18 protein-coding genes and 4 pseudogenes are annotated in these 19728 nt (G+C 51.7%); 18 read left to right on the top strand and 4 right to left on the bottom strand.

Translation table 11 applies throughout. The features are described 5' to 3' along the window. The first annotated feature begins 34 nt into the window (after positions 1 to 34). From MX657_RS11875 to MX657_RS11860, 4 genes are all read left to right on the top strand, one after another. Entirely contained in the window at positions 35 to 1405 is a 1371-nt protein-coding gene (locus MX657_RS11875) for a sucrose-specific PTS transporter subunit IIBC (RefSeq protein ID WP_346805861.1), read from the top strand. Continuing rightward, positions 1405 to 2811 (top strand): sucrose-6-phosphate hydrolase, encoded by a 1407-nt coding sequence (locus MX657_RS11870; protein ID WP_346805860.1) that lies wholly within the window; start codon positions 1405 to 1407, stop codon positions 2809 to 2811. Before MX657_RS11875 ends, MX657_RS11870 begins: the two co-directional genes overlap by 1 nt. A 28-nt stretch (positions 2812 to 2839) precedes the next feature. Further along, positions 2840 to 3856 (top strand): LacI family DNA-binding transcriptional regulator, encoded by a 1017-nt coding sequence (locus MX657_RS11865; protein ID WP_346805859.1) that lies wholly within the window; start codon positions 2840 to 2842, stop codon positions 3854 to 3856. Between the two features lie 89 nt (positions 3857 to 3945). Beyond that, the gene (locus MX657_RS11860; protein ID WP_346805858.1) at positions 3946 to 5496 is read left to right on the top strand and encodes a methyl-accepting chemotaxis protein; all 1551 of its coding nucleotides are present in this window, start codon (positions 3946 to 3948) and stop codon (positions 5494 to 5496) included. A gap of 113 nt (positions 5497 to 5609) precedes the next feature. Here the strand turns inward: MX657_RS11860 and MX657_RS11855 are convergent. Continuing rightward, positions 5610 to 6442: pseudogene (locus MX657_RS11855) on the bottom strand (phage integrase); the annotation flags it as partial. A gap of 4 nt (positions 6443 to 6446) precedes the next feature. On the opposite strand from MX657_RS11855, the pseudogene MX657_RS11850 reads away from it, so the two are divergent. The 6 genes and pseudogenes from MX657_RS11850 to MX657_RS11825 all read left to right on the top strand — a co-directional run. Beyond that, positions 6447 to 6566 (top strand): annotated as a pseudogene (locus tag MX657_RS11850) (glycoside hydrolase family protein); the annotation flags it as partial. 42 nt (positions 6567 to 6608) lie between these two features. Further along, a pseudogene (lysB, locus tag MX657_RS11845) lies at positions 6609 to 6884 on the top strand (Rz-like lysis system protein LysB); the annotation flags it as partial. After that, positions 6805 to 7005: pseudogene (lysC, locus tag MX657_RS11840) on the top strand (Rz1-like lysis system protein LysC); the annotation flags it as partial. The pseudogenes lysB and lysC, both read left to right, overlap by 80 nt. Positions 7006 to 7136: 131 nt before the next feature. After that, on the top strand, positions 7137 to 7712 hold the full coding sequence (locus tag MX657_RS11835) for a hypothetical protein (RefSeq protein WP_346805857.1): 576 nt from the start codon (positions 7137 to 7139) through the stop codon (positions 7710 to 7712). An 11-nt stretch (positions 7713 to 7723) separates the two neighbouring features. Then, positions 7724 to 8773, top strand: a complete 1050-nt coding sequence (locus MX657_RS11830; RefSeq protein ID WP_346805856.1) for a DUF262 domain-containing protein — start codon at positions 7724 to 7726, stop codon at positions 8771 to 8773. 376 nt (positions 8774 to 9149) lie between these two features. Next, positions 9150 to 9635: a hypothetical protein gene (locus MX657_RS11825; protein ID WP_346805855.1), complete on the top strand. Its 486-nt coding sequence runs from the start codon at positions 9150 to 9152 to the stop codon at positions 9633 to 9635. A gap of 542 nt (positions 9636 to 10177) precedes the next feature. Here MX657_RS11825 and MX657_RS11820 read toward each other — a convergent pair. Continuing rightward, the gene (locus MX657_RS11820; RefSeq protein ID WP_346805854.1) at positions 10178 to 10966 is read right to left on the bottom strand and encodes a hypothetical protein; all 789 of its coding nucleotides are present in this window, start codon (positions 10964 to 10966) and stop codon (positions 10178 to 10180) included. A 166-nt stretch (positions 10967 to 11132) separates the two neighbouring features. On the opposite strand from MX657_RS11820, the gene MX657_RS11815 reads away from it, so the two are divergent. From MX657_RS11815 to dsbG, 7 genes are all read left to right on the top strand, one after another. Further along, positions 11133 to 11372, top strand: a complete 240-nt coding sequence (locus tag MX657_RS11815; RefSeq protein WP_346805853.1) for a hypothetical protein — start codon at positions 11133 to 11135, stop codon at positions 11370 to 11372. 158 nt (positions 11373 to 11530) lie between these two features. Beyond that, positions 11531 to 11950 carry a hypothetical protein gene (locus MX657_RS11810; protein WP_346805852.1) on the top strand — a complete coding sequence of 140 codons (420 nt, stop codon included), beginning with the start codon at positions 11531 to 11533 and terminating at the stop codon, positions 11948 to 11950. Positions 11951 to 11955: 5 nt separating this feature from the next. Continuing rightward, positions 11956 to 12516 (top strand): RNA polymerase sigma factor, encoded by a 561-nt coding sequence (locus tag MX657_RS11805; RefSeq protein ID WP_346808552.1) that lies wholly within the window; start codon positions 11956 to 11958, stop codon positions 12514 to 12516. An 87-nt stretch (positions 12517 to 12603) separates the two neighbouring features. After that, the gene (locus MX657_RS11800; RefSeq protein WP_346805851.1) at positions 12604 to 12972 is read left to right on the top strand and encodes a hypothetical protein; all 369 of its coding nucleotides are present in this window, start codon (positions 12604 to 12606) and stop codon (positions 12970 to 12972) included. 48 nt (positions 12973 to 13020) lie between these two features. Then, positions 13021 to 15045: a protein-disulfide reductase DsbD family protein gene (locus tag MX657_RS11795; protein ID WP_346805850.1), complete on the top strand. Its 2025-nt coding sequence runs from the start codon at positions 13021 to 13023 to the stop codon at positions 15043 to 15045. Positions 15046 to 15051: 6 nt separating this feature from the next. Beyond that, complete coding sequence (locus MX657_RS11790) at positions 15052 to 15663, top strand: DsbA family protein (RefSeq protein WP_346805849.1); 612 nt, start codon at positions 15052 to 15054, stop codon at positions 15661 to 15663. A gap of 41 nt (positions 15664 to 15704) precedes the next feature. Further along, positions 15705 to 16463, top strand: a complete 759-nt coding sequence (gene dsbG / locus MX657_RS11785; RefSeq protein WP_080329147.1) for a thiol:disulfide interchange protein DsbG — start codon at positions 15705 to 15707, stop codon at positions 16461 to 16463. A gap of 40 nt (positions 16464 to 16503) precedes the next feature. Here dsbG and MX657_RS11780 read toward each other — a convergent pair whose 3' ends face one another. Both MX657_RS11780 and MX657_RS11775 read right to left on the bottom strand, forming a co-directional pair. Beyond that, the gene (locus MX657_RS11780) at positions 16504 to 17796 is read right to left on the bottom strand and encodes a glycoside hydrolase family 10 protein (protein ID WP_219366125.1); all 1293 of its coding nucleotides are present in this window, start codon (positions 17794 to 17796) and stop codon (positions 16504 to 16506) included. Between the two features lie 7 nt (positions 17797 to 17803). Further along, complete coding sequence (locus MX657_RS11775; protein WP_346808551.1) at positions 17804 to 18091, bottom strand: VF530 family protein; 288 nt, start codon at positions 18089 to 18091, stop codon at positions 17804 to 17806. A gap of 169 nt (positions 18092 to 18260) precedes the next feature. Between MX657_RS11775 and MX657_RS11770 the strand changes: the two genes are divergently transcribed. After that, positions 18261 to 19712 (top strand): hypothetical protein, encoded by a 1452-nt coding sequence (locus tag MX657_RS11770; RefSeq protein WP_346805848.1) that lies wholly within the window; start codon positions 18261 to 18263, stop codon positions 19710 to 19712. The last annotated feature ends 16 nt before the right edge of the window (positions 19713 to 19728 follow it).

Here is a 19728-nt window from a genome sequence, read left to right as displayed (position 1 = left end):
GAACATCTTAAAAAGAAGTCAGGCAGAGGTATCTATGGATGTTAATCAAATCGCCCACGAGCTTATTCCGCTGCTCGGTGGCAAGGAAAATATCGCCAGCGCGGCGCACTGCGCTACGCGTCTTCGTCTGGTGCTGGTCGACGACGCGCTTGCCGATCAGCAGGCTATCGGCAAGGTCGAGGGCGTTAAAGGCTGTTTTCGTAACGCCGGGCAGATGCAGGTGATTTTCGGAACGGGCGTGGTGAATAAAGTCTACGCCGCGTTTATTCAGGCGGCGAGGATTAGCGAATCCAGTAAGTCGGAAGCCGCGGACCTGGCGGCGCGCAAGCTGAACCCGTTCCAGCGCATTGCGCGTCTGCTCTCCAACATCTTTGTCCCGATCATTCCCGCCATTGTGGCGTCCGGTCTGCTGATGGGCCTGCTCGGGATGGTGAAAACCTACGGCTGGGTCAATGCGGATAACGCGCTCTACATCATGCTGGATATGTGCAGCTCGGCAGCGTTTATCATTCTGCCAATCCTGATCGGCTTTACCGCCGCGCGGGAATTTGGGGGTAACCCGTATCTGGGCGCGACGCTGGGCGGCATTCTGACGCACCCGGCGCTGACCAACGCCTGGGGCGTGGCTTCTGGCTTCCACACCATGAACTTCTTCGGCCTTGAGATTGCGATGATTGGCTATCAGGGCACGGTGTTCCCGGTGCTGCTGGCCGTCTGGTTTATGAGCATCGTCGAGAAGAACCTGCGCCGCGCGATCCCGGACGCCCTGGATCTGATTTTGACGCCGTTCCTCACCGTCATTATCTCCGGCTTTATCGCCTTGCTGATTATCGGCCCGGCAGGGCGTGCGCTGGGCGACGGCATCTCCTTTATCCTGAGCACGCTGATCGCCCACGCGGGCTGGCTGGCCGGGCTGCTGTTCGGCGGGCTGTATTCGGTAATTGTGATCACCGGTATTCACCACAGCTTCCACGCGATTGAAGCCGGGCTGCTGGGGAATCCGTCGATTGGCGTGAACTTCCTGCTGCCGATCTGGGCCATGGCGAACGTGGCGCAGGGCGGCGCCTGTCTGGCGGTGTGGTTTAAAACAAAAGATGCGAAGATCAAAGCCATTACCTTACCGTCGGCGTTTTCTGCGATGCTGGGCATCACCGAAGCGGCCATTTTTGGTATCAACCTGCGCTTCGTGAAGCCGTTTATCGCCGCGCTGATCGGCGGCGCGGCGGGCGGGGCCTGGGTGGTGTCAGTCCATGTGTATATGACCGCCGTGGGGCTGACCGCTATTCCGGGTATGGCTATCGTGCAGGCCAGCTCGCTGCTCAACTATATTATCGGCATGGTGATCGCCTTCGGCGTGGCGTTTACCGTCTCGCTGCTGCTGAAATATAAAACGGACTCTGAATAATGACGCAACTTTCCCGCTGGCCTGCGATCCTGCAGGCCGTTATGAAAGGGCAGCCGCGGGCGCTGGCGGATAGCCACTACCCGCAGTGGCACCCCGCGCCGGTGACGGGGCTGATGAACGACCCGAACGGGTTTATCTGGTTTGCCGGACGCTACCATCTGTTTTACCAGTGGAACCCGCTGGACTGCGAGCATCGCTTTAAATGCTGGGGGCACTGGAGCTCTGCGGATCTGGTGCACTGGCAGCATGAGCCGCTGGCGCTGATGCCTGACGAAGCGTATGACCGCAACGGTTGCTACTCCGGTAGCGCCGTGGATAACCAGGGCGTACTGACCCTGTGCTACACCGGCAACGTTAAGTTTGATGACGACAGCCGCACCGCCTGGCAGTGCCTGGCGGAGGAACAGGCGGACGGAACCTTTAAGAAGCTGGGGCCGGTGCTGGCGCTGCCGGAAGGCTACACTGGCCACGTACGCGACCCGAAGGTGTGGCAGCACGACGGGGAGTGGTACATGGTGCTCGGCGCGCAGGATGTGCAAAAGCGCGGCAAGGTGCTGCTGTTTAAATCAGCCGATTTGCACACCTGGGCGTCCTGCGGGGAGATCGCTGGTCACGGTGTCAACGACCTGACGGATGCGGGATATATGTGGGAGTGTCCGGACCTGTTTGCCCTCGACGGCACGCACGTGCTGATCTGCTGCCCGCAGGGGCTGGCGCGCGAGCCGCATCGCTACCTCAACACCTATCCGGCCACCTGGATGAGCGGGGCGTTTGACTATGCCAGCGCCGCATTTGATCACGGCGAGCTTCACGAGCTGGACGCGGGCTTTGAGTTTTACGCTCCGCAGACCACGCAGGCGGAGGACGGTCGACGCATTCTTATCGGCTGGATGGGCGTACCGGATGGAGAAGAGATGCTTCAGCCGACGCGGGCGCACGGCTGGATGCACCAGATGACCTGCCCGCGTGAATTACGCTATCGCGACGGCAGGCTCTGGCAGACCCCGGCGCGCGAGCTGGCGGCGCTGCGTAAAGATGAGCAGCACTGGCAGGGACGCGCCAGCGAGGCGCCAGACCTGGATGCGACGCGCCTGGAGTTTGAGCTGGGCGCATCGCACGCGAGCGTTGATTTTGCCGGCGCGCTGCGTCTCAGCGTCGATGAGCAGGGCATACGGCTTGAACGCGCGAGCCTGAAAACCGGTGAAACATTGACCCGCTTCTGGCTGGGCGATGTCCGTCATTTACGCGTTCTGTGCGACCGCTCCAGCGTCGAAATTTTCATCAATCACGGCGAAGGGGTGATGAGCAGCCGCTATTTTCCTGACCATCCGGCCCGGGTGCGATTCGAAGGTGCGTCCGACATCACATTACGCTACTGGTCGCTGCGCGCCTGCATGATAGAATGAGGGTTTTGGCAGCCGGATCTAAGTCGTTGTGAGAAAAACAAAACGCGTCACCATTAAAGACATCGCGGAGCTGGCGGGTGTGTCAAAAGCCACCGCCAGCCTGGTCCTGAACGGGCGCAGCAAAGAGCTTCGCGTGGCGGAAGAGACGCGCGAGCGCGTGCTGGCGATTGCCAAAGAGCACCACTATCAGCCCAGCATTCACGCCAGGTCGCTGCGCGATAACCGCAGCCACACTATTGGTCTTGTCGTCCCGGAGATCACCAACTACGGTTTTGCCGTCTTTTCTCACGAGCTGGAGACGCTGTGCCGCGAGGCGGGCGTTCAGCTGCTGATCTCCTGCAGCGATGAAAACCCGGGGCAGGAGACGGTGGTGGTGAACAACATGGTGGCGCGTCAGGTGGACGGGCTGATTGTGGCCTCCAGCATGCTGAACGATGCGGACTACCTGAAGCTCAGCGAGCAGCTGCCCGTGGTGCTTTTTGACCGCCATATGAACGACAGCGCGCTGCCACTGGTGATCACCGACTCCATTACCCCGACGACGGCGCTGGTAGCGGACATCGCGCGCCAGCATCCGGATGAATTTTACTTCCTCGGCGGCCAGCCGCGCCTGTCTCCGACGCGCGACCGTCTGGAAGGGTTTAAGCAAGGCCTGCGTGAAGCCGGTGTGGAACTGCGCCCCGAGTGGATCATTCACGGCAACTATCACCCGAGCTCCGGATACGAGATGTTTGCTGAACTTTGTGCGCGTCTGGGACGTCCGCCAAAAGCGCTTTTCACCGCCGCCTGTGGGCTGCTGGAAGGGGTGTTGCGCTATATGGGCCAGCACAACCTGTTGCAAAGTGATATCAGGTTAGCCAGCTTTGACGATCACTATCTGTATGATTCGCTGACGATACCGGTGGATACCATCCGTCAGGACAACCGCCAGCTGGCGTGGCATTGCTTTGATCTGATTGGCAAATTGATCGAAGGGGAGACGCCGCAGCCATTGCAGCGCAAGCTGGATGCCACCCTGCAGCGGCGCTATAAGCCAGCGGTATAGCGCCGACCGATACATCAATAACTTTAATTAATTTAAGTTTTGGAAGCGCCGATAACCATAAGGAATAATTCTCCTTGAGGTATTGGTTTATGTCGTTGAAAAAGTCGTCCCTGATTGTCCTGTTCTCGCTGCTTTTCTTCTTTGTTGTCAGCATCGTTACCAGCGTTGGCCTCATCATTAAAAGTAATAACTCGCTGGATAACGTGAACAAAGAGATCCAGGTGGTGCTGTCGATTATTGACCCCATCAACCACAGCCGTACGCTGCGCGTGCGGGTGATGGAGTACGTCAAGATGGTGGAAGCGGGCAATGCGGCGGACGAGTCTGTAAAGCTAACCGCCGTGAAAGAGGCGCTGACCAAAGCGGACAATGCCTTTGCGGCGTTTATGGCTTCGCCGCGTCTGACGGATGAAGCGCCGCTGGTGAGTGCCTATCAGGACGCCTGGCAAAACTACCGTAACCAGGGGCTGGCGCCGCTGATCGATGCCGCTGCGGCGCACGATGTCGCCAAATTTAACGCCCTGATCCCGGAAGTTTCCCGTCTCGATCGCCAGTACGAAATCATTCTCGACCAGGTCCTTTCCGTCCACCAGAAATACGCCAAAAGCCTGAACGAGGATGCGCGCAGCAATTTCGTGTCCGGCCTGGTGATGATTGCCGTTATTGCCAGCCTGTTTGTGGTGGTGATTGTTGCCGTCAGCATCTTCATGAAGCGCTTTGTCTTTGCCCCGGTTAACCTGGCGCGCGAGCACTGCAGCCAGATTGCCGCAGGCAAGCTGGACATTCCGGTGCCGGTGAAGGGGAGTGCGCATAACGAAATCGACCACCTGATGGGCTCGATGGAGCAGATGCGTCAGGCACTGCTTGCGACCATCGCCCAGGTGCGCGATGCGAGCCATACCGTGACGCACGCGGCCCAGGAGATTGCCTCCGGGAATATCGACCTGGCTTCGCGTACCGAGCAGCAGGCTTCCGCGTTGACCCAGACGGCGGCGAGCATGGAAGAGCTGAGCGCGACGGTGGCGAATAATACCGATAACGTGTATCAGGCCGGAAAACTGGTGCAGGACGCGGTGAATAATGCCCACACCGGTGAAGCGGTGACCCGCGAAGTCATCGACACGATGAACACCATTGCTGCGAACTCGAAGCGCATCGAAGACATTACCAGCGTGATCAACAGCATCGCCTTCCAGACCAATATTCTGGCGCTGAACGCGGCGGTTGAAGCGGCGCGCGCCGGCACGCAGGGCCGCGGCTTTGCGGTGGTGGCCAGCGAAGTGCGCACCCTGGCACAGAAAAGCGCGGTGGCGGCTAAGGACATCGAGAGCCTGATTGCGCAGTCGGTCTCCAGCGTCAAAAACGGTGCGGAGCTGGTGAACCGCTCGGGCGAGGTGATTGACTCGATTATTTCGTCGGTGAATAAGGTGAATACGCTGATGGAGCAAATCTCCGTCGCCTCTGAAGAGCAGAGCCGCGGAATTAGCCAGGTCGGGCAGGCGGTGACCGAGATGGATGGCGTAACCCAGCAGAACGCCGCGCTGGTGCAGCAGTCTGCCGCGGCAGCGGCATCGCTGGAAGAGCAGGCGCAGCAGCTTTCGCGGAGTATTTCGAGTTTTAGGTTGCCGGTGCAGGCTTGATTGTATGAGGGGTGGCTCCTGAGGGAGCCTTTTTAATGTCTGGCGTAACTGGAAAGCCGCGCCAGACAAGGCTTCACGTTTTAGTACTAGCAGTCAAAAGCCATAAAAAGCGGCTAGGGTGTGGACACATTATGGACACTCTGACCACCATTAGCACCCTTCAGCGGGTTAAGCGAAATCGCGTCCTGCAGGTACTGAGGAGCGAAGTGCGCATAGACCATTGTCTGCGCAATTTTCGTATTACCTAAGATCCTCTGCAGTGTGATGATATTGCCCCCGTTAATCATAAAGTGCGTGGCGAAAGAGTGTCGTAGCGCATGTGTTGCTTGACCCGCCGGTAAGTCGGGCTTAACTTCTTTGAGGATTCGCCTGAATTCAGCATAACTGGCCTCAGGAAACAGAAAGCCTCGTGCTTTGCCGACTACGTAAGCCGCAACGTCATCAGAGATCGGGACCGTGCGCGGTGTGTTGGTTTTCGTCTTAACGAAAGACACCCGGTTATGAATCACATTCTCCGCCTTCAATCGCGCAGCTTCTCCCCATCTTGCTCCGGTACTCAAACACAAAACCGCAATTTTACGATTATCACCTGAGAGCGCAGCAAGTAAGGCGTCAATTTCCTCAAGAGTGAGATAGCCAGTTTCGGCTGTCTGCTCTTTCAGTTTTTTGAATCCCCTGAATGGATGCTCACCGTTATACAGTTCTGACTCAATCAGGTTGTGAACATCCCACCTAGCGTGATCAGGTAGCGGTTGATGGTGGTTGGCTTAATACCTTCACCCCGGCGTTGAGCATAATATTGCGTTATCAGGCTCTTGGTGATCTGGAAAGCGCACGGGTTTCCGGTCATCGTTTCGAAACGCTCAATTTTCCTGAGATAAGATTGACCGTGTTCCTCATGTTTACCTTTCAGCTTCCACCACAACTCTTTCAGTTCCGACAATTGCCAGCAATGGCCGCAGGCGTGCGACCAGCTCACCCGCTGGGTTTACATGAATGGTGAAATTAACAAAGGGCTGGAAAATCGCCGCGCGAGCGAGTGTGCTTACTGCGTCAGGGGGATTGAATGAAACTGATGTTGTTTTTACTGGCCGCGTCATGAAAACGGCAACCTGACGCGCTCGTTTGAACGTGCGAACAGGGTCGCGACCGAACAAAAAACCGCAATCGGGATGATGAAAAATCAGCTTTCCGTTTCGCAGGGAATTGCCAGGCGAAATGAAACCGCGCAGGTCAGTTTACGCGGCGAACTGCTGGCCGCCGGTGCGATGGCCGCGCGACGTGAACAAACCATTACGAGGCTGATTAATGAGAATGAAACGTTACGCCGCTGGTATGGCGACAAGTTGCCTGATGTTGTGCGCAGGCTGCACACCCGCCCCGGTTGTGCCTCCGCCGGTCATTGTTTACAGCGCGTTTCCGAAAGTGAGCTATTGCCCGATGCCGGAAAGCGATCCGGTCACTAATGGCGACCTGAGTGCAGATATCCGCAGGCTTGAGCATGCGCTTTTACTTTGAAGCATATTAATACTATGGCCTGAGTCATCCCAATATCTTTGTTGTCAAATGAGTAGTTAAAAGATATTCTGAGTTTACATAGATATCAACTCGTGGTTCCTGTTCATAAGGCGCATTGGACAATGTTAGAGGAATTTAAGGAAAAATTGCTATCCGACGATATTCGCGATGTTTATCAACGATATCTTTTGGGTCATGATATTTGGTATTTTCGAGAAAAAAAAGGGTCTGCGGATTTTGCTCAAGATTATGATGATTTTAAATTGTACATGTCTAAAAAACTTGGGATACATGTAAACAATATTGCAATAGTTGGCAGTGCGAAAATGGGATTTAGCTTAAGTCCCAGTAAGAATTATCGAGTTTTCAATGACGATTCAGATATAGATATTGTTATAGTATCCGAGGGTATCTTTAAGGCATCCTGGATGGCGTTTATTGAATTGCATTCAAAGAACTATATGCCTTCATATGCTCCTGTAGCAAAGAATATATTCAAGGGTTTTGTGTCTTTAAAAGAGTTGGATATTAGAGTGGATTTTTTTGACGTTTGGTCAAGAAAAGTTGAGCCATTAAAGAAAGATATTCAAACTATTTTTGGGATACCAAATGAAATCACCTACAGAATTTATGATTCGTGGGAGTCAGTTGAGCGTTATCATATAGCTGGGTTGAGTAGCCTAAAAGATGGATTATAAGGAATGTTGTTATGAGAGCTATTGATTTAATTAGGGTGGAATCAAAGGATATTAAGTGGTTAACAGATAATTTAAAATCTGGAATTATAACAGTCGATAATTCATATCAAAGAAAATATATTTGGCAGTTGAAAGATCAAGTTGCGTTAATCGAAACTATATTGCTTGGATTCCCAATACCTGAAATATATTTATGGGCGAACGATACTGATCCTGATACGGGTGATACAAAATATTCAATAGTTGATGGACAGCAAAGATTGACTACAATTCAAAGGTATTTAAATGATGAGTTCAAGTTAAATAAGGTCAGTTTGGACAATAAAGAATCTGATTATAGTGGGAAGTTATTTTCAGAACTATCGGTAGAAAACAAACGTGAGTTTTGGCGATACCAGTTCTCCTCGAGATTTATCAATGAAACATTACAATATGAGGAAATTGCTAAATTATTTTTGCGTTTAAATAGGACTAGTACAACACTCAACCCGCAAGAACTTCGTAATGCTGAGTTTAATGGGGAGTTTCTAAAATTAGCTGAAAATATTTCGCAGCATGAGTTTTGGTCTAAGTACAATATTTTTTCACCATCCGATATTCGTCGCATGCAGGATATTCAATATATTAGTACTTTGCTAATCTTCTTGCGCATGGGTATTGAACAAGATAATACGCAGAAAACAATCAATCGAGTGTATGATCAGTATAATGAAAACTATCCGGAAGCAAGTGATGATAAGAATGTTTTTAATGAAGTGTTAAGTACTATTTCTAAACTTATTGATGGTCAGTCAGCATTGAAATCAGTTGTTAGGAAAAGAGGTCATTTTTATTTCATATTCGTTCTGGCTTATTATTTCTTGCAACTTAGTCAAGTGAAAAAAGTTAATATGGAATCTGTTGGGGTAAAGCTTGTTAACTTTTTCGATATATATGAATCAAGCGACCCTTCTAATTCTAATGATCTTGTTGAGGAATATAGGGATTTAAGTCAGGAAGGGTCAAAGAAAACTCATAATAGGCAGCGTAGATTTGAAATCTTGAAGGAGTTTTGCTCCTAAGGAAGTTGATGATAGGGGGTAATGATAGCCCCCTGTGAGTTATTCGCTGTAATGAATTGAAGCTGTGTTTAAGTATTTATTTTGATTGAGGGTGGCGCCAGTTTCATACCTTGACTGATTCTGTTGTTTATCATTGGTTATTATATTTTTGCGTTTCTCATGTCGAGGTTGGGAAGGTATTGTAGGGACGTCGCGTTGAAGGTTTTATATATTAATTGAAATGAGTTGAGTAAAAGCCACTTCATTTTTGCAGGCGTTCTTCACCACTGAGCCAGCAATTGTGTCAGGGCTGTTCTGTTAAATATACTTAAACTGAAATATTAAGATAAGTTATTTATTTGCATCGATTGTTTAAGTGGAAAGTAAGGATGATTATATGATAATGGCAGTTATATCTACTCTTGCATCATTAGCAAGTTTGCTTGGTTTGGCATTTCAACTCATAAAAAATAAAGAAAAGCCACTCACTTATTGCTTGCTAGCAATTTCATTTATATTTTCAATAGCATCTGCTTGCTTGTGGGTTGAAAATGAAAATGTGGATGCAGAAAACAAAGCGCTAAAAAATGCACGTGTTCAAGCTGAGCAGTTGATTTCAACTTGGCCTGATGTTGAGCGCTTTAACTTTGTTACAGATGGTGAATTTAGAGGGATTGTGATTTCAGGGATGGCTTTTCTTGAATCGAAAAAAGAGCTTTTCCCTGATACTTACCAGACGGCAAAATCATTGCTTTTTATAGAGTTAGAAGCTGCGGAAAATAAAGATAATAATTATGTATCAAAGAGGGCAAAATTAGAGGAAGCAGCAAGGACAATGATAACAACAATTAAAGGTATACAATTAAATAAAAGTGCTACGTGATTAATGATTGTTTAAAAAGGATTGTTAATTTTCTGGATGGTAATGTTAATCCTTTTATTGCACAACTGATGATAGTCGGAATTCCCAGAACCTATTAATCTTGAATCTATGCATTTAAAATAAATTGATGTTTGCGCATATAATGTATTTTTGGCGAACAAAGCTGAAATTTTGGATTTTAAAACTGAACTTAGCCCCGCATTCGCGGGGCTTCTTGTAACGATGTGGTCAACATGTGGACGTGACCTGAAATAAAAACTTTTATTTCATTGTGTTGAGGCGCTTAAAAAAGCTCCGCAGGGGCCCTCGGCGTTTACTACTTCCACCACAATTCTTTTAATTCTGACAGTTTTTTTTGGTGATTTTTTACATTTGTAATGACTAACATGTTTTTTTGATTGACTAAAGCAACACAAAACTAGCCATCTCTAAAATATATGGAGCTAAAACAGGTAGACTTAAAATAGCAATACCCCCTTAAAAGGGCACTCTCGAAAGCCACCTTCTATAAAAGAGGTCGAAGGTGGGCTTTTACTTTTCTATCAGTTCTGATTTTGTATTGATAACTTATAATTTACGACATGGGTGCTGGCACGATTGAATTGGTATAATGAAAAAACCCACAAAACGCTAGTGATGCAATAAATGTAAGATATAAGTTTTAGCGTGTTTTTTCTGCTATTTACAGACTGGATTTCTTTTTCAAGCCACCATATATACGACAATCTATTATCAAGTAGTTTCGTACATGCTATAGAGAACATTGAGTCCTTAGCGATTGAGTTCGGGATATTCTTGCAATCCTCTTTACTATAAACGGTGGCGTTATCAATGGTTCTGTTAAGTGATGTTATGATCAGCTTTTCTTTAGAAAGGTAATAACTAAATTCTTTGTAGTCGATTTTGACGAATCCATCTACAATCTTTGTTTGCTCAATCCATGCATAATTTCCCATGAAAAATATAACTAACCCAATTAAATAGGATAAGATTAATTTCTTTTTCGACATTTTTATGGTGATGTCTCCCCATGAACTGGTAAATAAAAACCATGATGGCTTTAACATCCCCTCATTTAACCCTCTTTGTATTAGTCGCGCGTCGTTTAGGTTGGTGGTGTTAATTCCATTGGTAATTTTGAATAGTTGGATATCAAACCATTTATCATCAAGTTCTTTCATTCTTACATCTGAGTAGCCAATTGCCAAGTAGCGAAAGACAAATCTTAGTAAATTAGACATTCCATACGCTCTGTTTGTAATTACTATAAATACAGTGCCATAAATAAAATAAATAATGAAATCTTTATTTTTAAAAATATCAGAGAGCATTTTGGGGCCTCAAACTTAAGTGGTAACTCATACATCGGCTGTTGTTAGTAAAACTTTAATGCCACGGACAGTATGTAGGTTATGAATTTTGTGCCATTTTATATAACCTTGCAGTATCATTATCTTATTATCATTGATCATGATTGAGAAAGGAGCAACAACGGAAATGGGAAAGCGCAAGAGTGCTCTGGTTTATGTCCTGACCGTCATTATATTTTTGCTTATTATTCCTGAGATCATTCTGCGTGTATGCACGTCCGAGCAACTTGGACGTATCAGCGACTTCACCAGTTTAGGTGGCTTGTTAAATCCACTTTTGTCCTTGCTCATCTTCCTCGCACTGGTGTCAATCATACTGGCCGCCATCGCTATCGCATTCGTTAAGCGAACCTTTCGCAAAAAATGATGAACTGAAGGTGACTCATAGCGAGCGCCAGCCCTAACCGCTATGAGTCCAAATTCCGCATCACGAAAATTTTTTTATTCACCCCAGCAATATTTCCCCCCCTCATCCGTCTACCTCATCACAAGCCATAATCAGTTACTGTAAACGAGGTAAACACCATGAGAGATTTTGATATGCACGGCAGAGGTCACGGGCGCGGATTCGGTCGCCACCGTATGGGCAAGGGTTTAATCATCGGCGCGGTCATTTTCATCGTACTCGGCCTGCTGGTGATGTCCCTGTGGAACGCCTTACTCCCGGCGATCCTCGGCGTGAAGGCCATCGGGTTCTGGCAGGCGCTGGGCATTCTGGTGCTGAGCCGCATTCTGTTTGGCGGGTTAGGTTTCCGCCCGGGGATGTTTGGCGCGCACCGCCGGATGCACGAGCGCTGGATGAACATGACGCCAGAACAGCGCGAGGCGTTTATTCAGCAGCGCCGCGAAGGATTTGGTCGCTACGGGCGCGGGCACTGCGGCTGGCACGGTCATCGTGACGAAAAACGCGATGACGCCGCGCCAAAAACGCCGGAAGCAGAGTGAGCGAAATGAAAGCCGGGGAGGCGGGCGGATCCATGCTGATGTCGGCGCTCAGTGCCTGCCGCGCCCGGCTGAAAGCCTTCATTCGCGGACGGACGTCCGTTCGCGATGATGCCGACGACATTTTGCAGGAAGTGACCTATCAGCTGATGAAAGTGGAACAGCCGGTCGAAAACGTCGCGGCCTGGCTGTTCCGCGCGGCGCGTAACGAGATGACCGACCGGGCGCGTAAAAAACGCGAGGTGTCGCTCTACGGCTATTTTACGGGCGAAGACGAAGAGGGTTTCCCCGAAGACGAGCTGGCCGAAACCCTGTTCGGCGTACCGCAAACGCCGGAGGAGGAGTATCTCAAAACGCTGCTGTGGGAAGAGCTGGGGCAGGCGCTGTCAGAACTCCCGCCGCCGCAGCGCGAGGTGTTTGAAAAGACCGAGCTGCACGGCTACAGCATTAAAATGCTGGCAGAGGAGACGGGGGCCAGCGAGCAGGCGCTGTTATCCCGCAAGCACAAGGCGGTGCTGTTTCTGCGCACGCGTCTGCGGGATATCTACGACGCGCTGACGGGTGAATAGCGGCGACAGACAAAACCTTACACTCCGGACACTTGTAGATTCATCACTATCGTTTATGATCGGGGCGTCTTGTTATTCTGGAATATTATGCGCAACCGTCAGCTCCTCGGAAAATGGCTTTTGATCATCACCTGTCTCGCGATGGCGCTTTGCCTCGTGCAGCGTGCGGTGTATCTCAACCATTTTTTACAGGGACTGGATCCGCAGATTTCACTGAGTGCAGATGCCCCAACGCAAAGCAATACTGAGCAGTCCGGTCCATCGCCCTGTCAGCTAGGCGCCCAGTCGCTTCTTTGTGCCCTGCCGCTGTTCTTCGACGGCGCGCTGCCGGCCATCATTATCTTCTTCGCGCTGTTACAGCTGCTGACGCAAGGGCGGGCATATGCTCCTGCGGAACAGCCCGTTCAGGCGCCGCCTCCCCGAATACACCTTAAAAACTGCGTTTTCCGTGAATGAAAATCATCGACTTAACACGATAATTTTTCACTGTTCACGGAGTAAAACATGGTTAACCTCTTCAGGGGATTCGTCTTCCTGTGGCTGGCCTGCATCGGCATTGTCCATGCGGCAGACACCGGCTGGCTGATCTCCCCACAAAACGATCACGCCCGCATCCGCTTCCAGGCGGAAAGGGAACAAAAGCACATCAAAGGCCTGCTCACCGTTGAGCTAAAGCCTGGCTGGAAGACCTACTGGCGATCGCCGGGCGAGGGCGGTGTGGCCCCGAAAATCAGTTGGCCGGAAGGCGTAACCGACAGCTGGTCCTGGCCGGTACCGTCGCGCTTCGATATCTCCGGCATGACCACGCAGGGATATCACGATAAGGTCACGATTCCGATCGTTCTCGACGGGGTAAAGAGCGACACGCTGGACGGGACGCTCACGCTCTCCACGTGCAGTAACGTCTGCCTGCTGACGGACTACCCGCTGCATCTTGATTTTACCCAGCCGGTGGATGAGGGCTTCCAGGCCGCCTTCGAGCAAGCGATGCGCACCGTTCCGGGCACGTCGGGCGTATCCGCGGATCTGGCCGCCTGGCTCTCTGGCGACAAGCTGGTGATTACCGGCACCACGGTCGGGAAGTGGGACAATCCGGGGATCTACTTTGACCCGCTGGAGGGTGACGTTCTGCCCGGCGAGCCGGTTATTAAACACGACGGCAATACGCTTAGGGTGGCGGTACCCGTGACCGACGAATGGGGCGATAAACCCGCCTCGCTGGAAGGTAAGAGGCTGTCGTTTGTGCTGACCAATGGCGGTAACGCGCAGCAAACCACTATGACCGTTGGGGCTGCCCCCGCAGAGCCTTCCGCACCGGGCGGAACGGGCAAAATGGTGCTTTTTGCCCTGCTGGGCGGGCTGATCCTGAACCTGATGCCCTGCGTGCTGCCGGTAATGGGCATGAAGCTAAACAGCATCCTGCAGGCGGGATCGGACAGGCGCGCCATCAGGCTGCGCTTCCTGGCCACCAGCGCCGGGATCATCACCTCCTTTATGCTGCTGGCCGCGATGGTGACCGCGCTTAAGCTGACCGGAGCGTCGCTGGGGTGGGGCATTCAGTTCCAGAACCCGTGGTTTATCGGCCTGATGGTTGCCGTGACCTTCCTGTTTGCGCTGAACCTGTTCGGGGCGTTTGAGATGCTTCTGCCATCTGCCGCCGCCGGTCGGCTGGCGACGGCAGGGGGCGCGGGGCCTGGCGGCAGCTTCTGTGAAGGGATGTTCGCCACGCTGCTGGCCACGCCGTGCTCCGCGCCGTTCCTCGGTACGGCGGTTGCCTTTGCGCTTGGCGCGCCGCTGTACTCTTTGTGGCTTATCTTCCTGATGCTCGGCGTGGGCATGAGCCTGCCGTGGCTGTTTGTTGCCCTGGTACCGAAAACGGCCATGCTGCTGCCGAAACCGGGCCGCTGGATGAACACGCTAAAAATCATCCTGGGTCTGATGATGCTGGTTTCCAGCCTCTGGCTGGTGACGCTACTGAGCGTGCATCTGGGTGAAGCGGCCAGCCAGATCGTGATGCTGGTGCTGATCGTTATCGCGCTGGCGCTGTTCACGAAGAAGGGGCAAACCTCCTCGCCGTTGTTCTGGGTCGTGGTCATCGCGCTGTCGGTGTCTGGCGGGTATCAGCTGCGCGGGTTGCTCAACTCACACTCTGACGCCACCACGCAAAGCGTGGCACAGACCATCCCGTGGCAGCCGTTGAGCGAGGAAGCCATCCAGCAGGCGCTGGCGCAGGGGAAACGGGTGTTTGTGGATATTTCGGCAGACTGGTGCGTGACCTGCAAAGTTAACGAGCACCGGGTACTGCGTCAGCCGGACGTTATTGCCGCGCTGAGCCAGCCGGACGTGGTGGCCCTGCGCGGAGACTGGAGCCAGCCCTCCGCGTTTATTGCGGACTTTCTGGCGAAGCGAAATCGTTACGCCATTCCGTTTAACGCGATCTATGGCCCCGGCACGCCTGACGGAGAGATCCTCTCGCCGCTGCTGGACAAGCACACTCTGGTCACCACCCTGAATAACGCAAAAGGCTAATGCATTATGAAAAAATTCTTTATTACGCTTATGTTCCTGCTGGCCTCGGCTCAGGTGATGGCTGCCCAGCCGCTGACGCCGGACCAGGAACAGCGTGCGCAGAAGATGATCGCGGATTTCCTGTTTAACGATCCGAACTCCCCGCGTATTGGCGCGAAAAATCCAAAGCTCACCCTGGTGGTGTTTACCGACTACAACTGCCCGTACTGTAAGAAATTCGATCCGTACCTGGAGAAGATCGTCGAAAAACACCCGGATGTGGCGGTGGTCTTTAAGTTTTTGCCTTTCCGCTCGGAAAGTTCGCTGACCGCCGCGCGTGATGCGTTAACGCTCTGGCGTAAAGATCCCGGGCAGTTTATGAAACTGAACCATACCCTGATGGCCAAAAAGGGATACCACGATGACGCCAGCATTCAGGAGGCGCAGAAGCGGGCAGGTGTCAGCATCACGACGCCGGATGAGGAGAGCATGATAACGATTAAGCGCAGCCTGATCGTCGCAGAAAAAATGGGAATTCAGGGCACGCCCGCCACGCTTATCGGCGAAGGGCTGTTGCCCGGCTGGGTGCCTTTTGAAGAGTTCGACGAAATTGTCAGTGACGCACTGAAAAACCGCTAACCTGAAGGGGGCGGAATGCCCCCGACAAACCGGAGAGGGAAATGAAAAAATTACTGTTACTTTCGGCGCTGGCGACCTCAGGGCTGGCCCAGGCCGCTGAGGCCATACCGGATGTGGTGAAGCAGTTCAGCGAGCAGCAGCAGATCAAAATCATTAAGAAACTGGATGCTCCCGGCGGCGCACCGGCCTGGCTGGGGCAATATCAGGACATGGGCGTGACACTGTTTTTAACCCCGGACGGCAAGCACGTTATTTCGGGCTATCTGTACGATGACAAAGGAAAAAACCTCAGCGAAGGCTATTTCCAGAAAGAGATCTACGCTCCGATGGGTCGCGAGATGTGGAAGAACCTTAATGCGGCGCATCCCCTGAAGGAAGGGGCCGATAACGCCCCGCGTAAGGTCTTCGTCTTCGCCGATCCGTTCTGCCCGTACTGCAAGCAGTTCTGGTCCGAAGCGCAGCCGTGGGTGAAGGCGGGCAAGGTGCAGCTCAACACGCTGCTGGTGGCGTTTCTTAACCCCAACAGCGGTCGCAACGCCTCCGCGATCCTGAATGCGAAAGATCCGGTTTCGGCCTGGCGCGAATACGAGCTTTCCGGTGGGAAAAAATTGCCGAAGCCTGAAGGGGACGCTTCCCGCGAAACGGTCGAGATCCTGCAGAAACATCAGGCGCTGATGGACAGCCTGGGCGCTAACGCCACGCCGGCCATTTACTATCTGAACGCGGAAAACGAGCTGCAGCAGGTGGTTGGTATGCCGGACGCGCAGCAGCTTGAGGCGATGTTCGGGCCGAAGCCGTAAAAAATCGGGCAGAAACGGGGCGTTTCTGCCCGATCTTCACTCAACTACCCCAGCGTCCTTTCAGGTAGTTCACCGCCTGCTGGGTCTGCGGCTGGTTGAGATAATCTTCCCGGAACAGAATGGTGCCGTTCACGTTGGGCAGCGAATCGTTAAGATCGAGCTGTTTTTTCAGCTCCGGCACGCCACCCTGTACCGTCCAGTCCGGCTCATTTTTCGACGGCTCCCCCACCTTGTAGAAGGCAATGCCGATATACAGGCGCGTGTGGGTCGGCTTGACGACGTCGGCCCACCACCTGGTCAGCACGTCATAGCGCGCCGCATCACGGGCGAAGGGCCAGTATATCTGCGGGGCAATGTAGTCCAGCAAGCCCTGCTGCACCCACTGACGCGTATCGGCGTAGGATTCATCGTAGGCCGCGGCGCCGCGGGTATCCGAACCCGCCGGGTCAAAGGAGCGGTTACGCCACACGCCCGCCGGGCTGACGCCAAACTCTACGCCGGGCTTCGTCTGTTTCACTGCGCGGGACACCTGCACGATCAGTTGCTGCGTGTTGTGTCTGCGCCAGTCGGCCTTTGAGGCAAATCCCTGGCCGTACTGCCGCCAGGTTTGCGCGTCATTGAGCGCGGAGCCTGGCGATTCGGTATAGAAGTAGTCATCGAACTGTACGCCGTCTACCGGGTAGTTTGCCACCACTTCGGTCACCACTTTGGTTATCCAGTCGCGCACGTCGGGAATGCCCGGGTCGAGAACAAAACGATCGCCGGAGACGCGCACCCATTCCGGATGCTGGACATAAACGCTGGACGGGGAAAGATATGCGGTCCGGTTCAGGGCGGCGATGGTTGACGGCTTCGTATTAGTTGACACGCGGTAAGGGTTGAACCAGGCATGGACCTTCATGCCGCGCTTGTGCGCTTCATCCAGCATAAACTGCAGCGGGTCGTAACCCGGATATTCGCCGATGGTGCCCGTCAGCATATCCGACCACGGTAGAATTTTTGATGACCACAACGCGGTGCTGTCCGGCTTCACCTGGAAAAATACGGTGTTAATGCCGAGGCGCTTAAGGTTGTCGAGCTTGCTGGTCAGCGCCTGTTTCTGCATCGCGATGCGCTGGTCGGCGCTGCGGCCATTCACCGAGGCCACCGGGGGCCAGTCAAGGCGAGAGACGGTCGCCAGCCAGATCCCGCGCATCGGCTCGTTTGCCTGCTGCGTCGGCTTGCTCGCGTTGGGAAGAGGGGTAACCAGTGATTTAGGTGGTTTTGAGGAGCAGCTTACAAGTAAAAGCGCGCAGGCAGCCAGCGCACCAATCCGTTTTACGTGTCGCGTCATTTGCTTATTAGCTCTTAAGAATCCGACTGTTAGCCCAGGGATTAAAAGCGGGCGCCGCATGCTCTGTATTTACCTCATCGGTGAGGGAATCCAGATACAGGGCTTCAACTTCCGCACGCGCCCACGGGGTGCGGCGCAGAAACTTCAGGCTCGATTTAACGCTGGGATCTTTTCTGAAACAGTTAATTTTGATGCGGTCACCCAACTCGCTCCAGCCGTATCGCGCCACCAGGGCGTTGACCATCATCTCCAGCGTTACGCCATGTAAAGGATCTTTGGAAATGTGTGCAGTCATAGGCATCGAAGGTCTCAGTTTTAGTGGGGTGAGTTTACCGGTGAAAGGGTACAAGAAAGCAGGGGAAGCGGCAACAAACCTACCTTATTTGAGCGTCATGAATTTTACCCAGAACGGTATAATAACGCTGGCACTATAACCTACAATTTGCGTTCGGGAAAAAAAGAATATGAATGAAAATGGGAACGTCTTTACCTGGCTTGAGGTTTCGGCACAGTTAGTGAGTAAAAGGGATAAGGAAAAAAAAGAAATTGATGTGATAAACGCAAGCAATGAGAAAGAAGGGATTACCAAAATAGTTCATTACCCGTCTTATGAGGAGGTTTGCGTTTCTTATACCCTAATGGATGGCATGACGAAACTTGAAGATAAACTTATCGCTGAAACACGATTGTATGCTACACCAGGTGCACTGGAATGTGGATATGCGCAGTGTATAGACTGGACGGGTGAGGCTATTTTAAATGAAAACATTTATAAGTCGATTGGCTTGTATACCTGCGCCAGATTAAAGCTTGCAGGGTCATGTATTGTGATAAGTAAAAACAAAGCATTCAAAATGCAAAGTTTTTACCAATGTATCGAGGCCTCCGAAAAATCAACCATATCATTTATCCTCGGCGGTTTTTTCTGCTATCAATCGGCAATTTACTGGCTAACGTCCAGACATGAGCAGATAGCACATTTTATTCACGCAGGGCTGATTAAGAAAGCCTCTTTGCAGTTTTACCCGGATAAGAAGAAGCGAAAAACGCCTGATTATCTTATTGAAACGCACAAGGGTATATGGCATGTATTTGAGAGTAAAGGTGGAGGACATACATCGCGATGGCAGAGGATAGAAGAGGGTGTCGCACAATTAGACAGCGTCACTCAGATTGTCCGTAAAGATGGAGAGCCAGAAGATATCATCACCTTCGTTTGTTCACACACGTCGATAGATGCCGGTAATGAGATCTCCATCAGCGTTGTTGATCCTGTCCCGGACCATGCACAGCCCCTTATTATCAATCCCGACGTTTGCACCCTTCTCTCAAAACTCACGTCAATCAGTCTTTACGATACCCTGTCCGCCATTGAAACAAGCCGTAAGTATGAGATAGAAGGAATGGATGAATGGGTATTTGTCCACGCGCCAGAATATGATGACGTTCAGTTTGGTATTCCCAAAACATACCTGAAGTTCAAGGATAAAATAAAATCCAGCCTTGGGATCTATCTTGCGCTGAAAGAGGTGATTGATCTTAAGCTTGTTGAGAATAACGAGACAGGTTATTTCAAAGAGGGTCTGATAAAACTCGCTGAGTTATTTCCTTCCCGAACAGAACTACGCAATGTTATTAAGAGAGTAAAACCTACGCTGGAACAGTACAGGAAAATAACTGAAAATAATTATGGCCATTTTTTAAAAAGCCTGGCGGACTCCCTCGCGCTTAAGCCCCTGGCGGAAATCATTCTCCTGAAAGAATACCTGTTAGCTGACACATTACCGGAATCAATAAAGAAACACCGTTCGCCATGGGGCGGACTGACGCGTACCGCGCCACTGCCGGGTTATGATGATCCCTGGGCTACGCCGAAAAGTAAGTCTTCAAACAGACCAAAGAAACCCCGCCTGTAACGACGGGTCGTAAAGG

The organism is Enterobacter chuandaensis, from assembly GCF_039718975.1.
GTDB lineage: Bacteria > Pseudomonadota > Gammaproteobacteria > Enterobacterales > Enterobacteriaceae > Enterobacter > Enterobacter chuandaensis.
Note: the sequence above shows the minus strand (reverse complement) of the source record. Positions and strands in the feature narration are given on the sequence as shown.

Bases quoted from the DNA above. Each gene is read 5' to 3' on its own strand.
- MX657_RS11875 (WP_346805861.1), top strand. From the start codon at position 35: ATGGATGTTAATCAAATCGCCCACGAGCTTATTCCGCTGCTCGGTGGC.
- MX657_RS11870 (WP_346805860.1), top strand. From the start codon at position 1,405: ATGACGCAACTTTCCCGCTGGCCTGCGATCCTGCAGGCCGTTATGAAA.
- MX657_RS11860 (WP_346805858.1), top strand. From the start codon at position 3,946: ATGTCGTTGAAAAAGTCGTCCCTGATTGTCCTGTTCTCGCTGCTTTTC.
- MX657_RS11835 (WP_346805857.1), top strand. From the start codon at position 7,137: ATGTTAGAGGAATTTAAGGAAAAATTGCTATCCGACGATATTCGCGAT.
- MX657_RS11830 (WP_346805856.1), top strand. From the start codon at position 7,724: ATGAGAGCTATTGATTTAATTAGGGTGGAATCAAAGGATATTAAGTGG.
- MX657_RS11825 (WP_346805855.1), top strand. From the start codon at position 9,150: ATGATAATGGCAGTTATATCTACTCTTGCATCATTAGCAAGTTTGCTT.
- MX657_RS11820 (WP_346805854.1), bottom strand. From the start codon at position 10,966: ATGCTCTCTGATATTTTTAAAAATAAAGATTTCATTATTTATTTTATT.
- MX657_RS11815 (WP_346805853.1), top strand. From the start codon at position 11,133: ATGGGAAAGCGCAAGAGTGCTCTGGTTTATGTCCTGACCGTCATTATA.
- MX657_RS11810 (WP_346805852.1), top strand. From the start codon at position 11,531: ATGAGAGATTTTGATATGCACGGCAGAGGTCACGGGCGCGGATTCGGT.
- MX657_RS11805 (WP_346808552.1), top strand. From the start codon at position 11,956: ATGAAAGCCGGGGAGGCGGGCGGATCCATGCTGATGTCGGCGCTCAGT.
- MX657_RS11800 (WP_346805851.1), top strand. From the start codon at position 12,604: ATGCGCAACCGTCAGCTCCTCGGAAAATGGCTTTTGATCATCACCTGT.
- MX657_RS11795 (WP_346805850.1), top strand. From the start codon at position 13,021: ATGGTTAACCTCTTCAGGGGATTCGTCTTCCTGTGGCTGGCCTGCATC.
- MX657_RS11790 (WP_346805849.1), top strand. From the start codon at position 15,052: ATGAAAAAATTCTTTATTACGCTTATGTTCCTGCTGGCCTCGGCTCAG.
- dsbG (WP_080329147.1), top strand. From the start codon at position 15,705: ATGAAAAAATTACTGTTACTTTCGGCGCTGGCGACCTCAGGGCTGGCC.
- MX657_RS11780 (WP_219366125.1), bottom strand. From the start codon at position 17,796: ATGACGCGACACGTAAAACGGATTGGTGCGCTGGCTGCCTGCGCGCTT.
- MX657_RS11775 (WP_346808551.1), bottom strand. From the start codon at position 18,091: ATGACTGCACACATTTCCAAAGATCCTTTACATGGCGTAACGCTGGAG.
- MX657_RS11770 (WP_346805848.1), top strand. From the start codon at position 18,261: ATGAATGAAAATGGGAACGTCTTTACCTGGCTTGAGGTTTCGGCACAG.